The 310-nt window shown below is 44.5% G+C and carries 2 pseudogenes; one reads left to right on the top strand and one right to left on the bottom strand.

Annotation, left to right across the window (positions count from 1 at the left end):
- Positions 1-98: pseudogene (locus tag D0T85_RS22940) on the bottom strand (hypothetical protein); the annotation flags it as partial.
- Here D0T85_RS22940 and D0T85_RS22245 point away from each other — a divergent pair.
- Positions 88-183, top strand: a pseudogene (locus D0T85_RS22245) (hypothetical protein); the annotation flags it as partial. The pseudogenes D0T85_RS22940 and D0T85_RS22245 sit on opposite strands and share 11 nt — an antisense overlap.
- Positions 184-310: the final 127 nt, after the last annotated feature.

Here is a 310-nt window from a genome sequence, read left to right as displayed (position 1 = left end):
GAAATAGGGTTTTCTTCGGTATAAGTAAAATAGATACCATCCTGCCCGCCCGTTTTCCGGCGTATCATTTCACAAAGCCCCTGATAGCTGTTACCTGTACAATCGGTAGGTGTTATGGGCGATGAACGTACTTACGAAAATGCTGTAGCATTGCGTGCAGTAACATCGACCGACTTAACCACTTGGGAAGATCAAGGTATAGCATACACTGGTGCTACCCCAGATTCCTGGACAGTTGATTGTTTCTGCTTCAATAACTTTTTTATCGTCGATGGTTATTGTATAGGGAGTCTTTTCCAGATCGGCAGCC

It is taken from the genome of Bacteroides sp. 519, assembly GCF_010500955.1.
Classification (GTDB): Bacteria; Bacteroidota; Bacteroidia; order Bacteroidales; family Bacteroidaceae; genus Bacteroides.
This window is presented reverse-complemented; position numbering and strand designations above follow the sequence as displayed.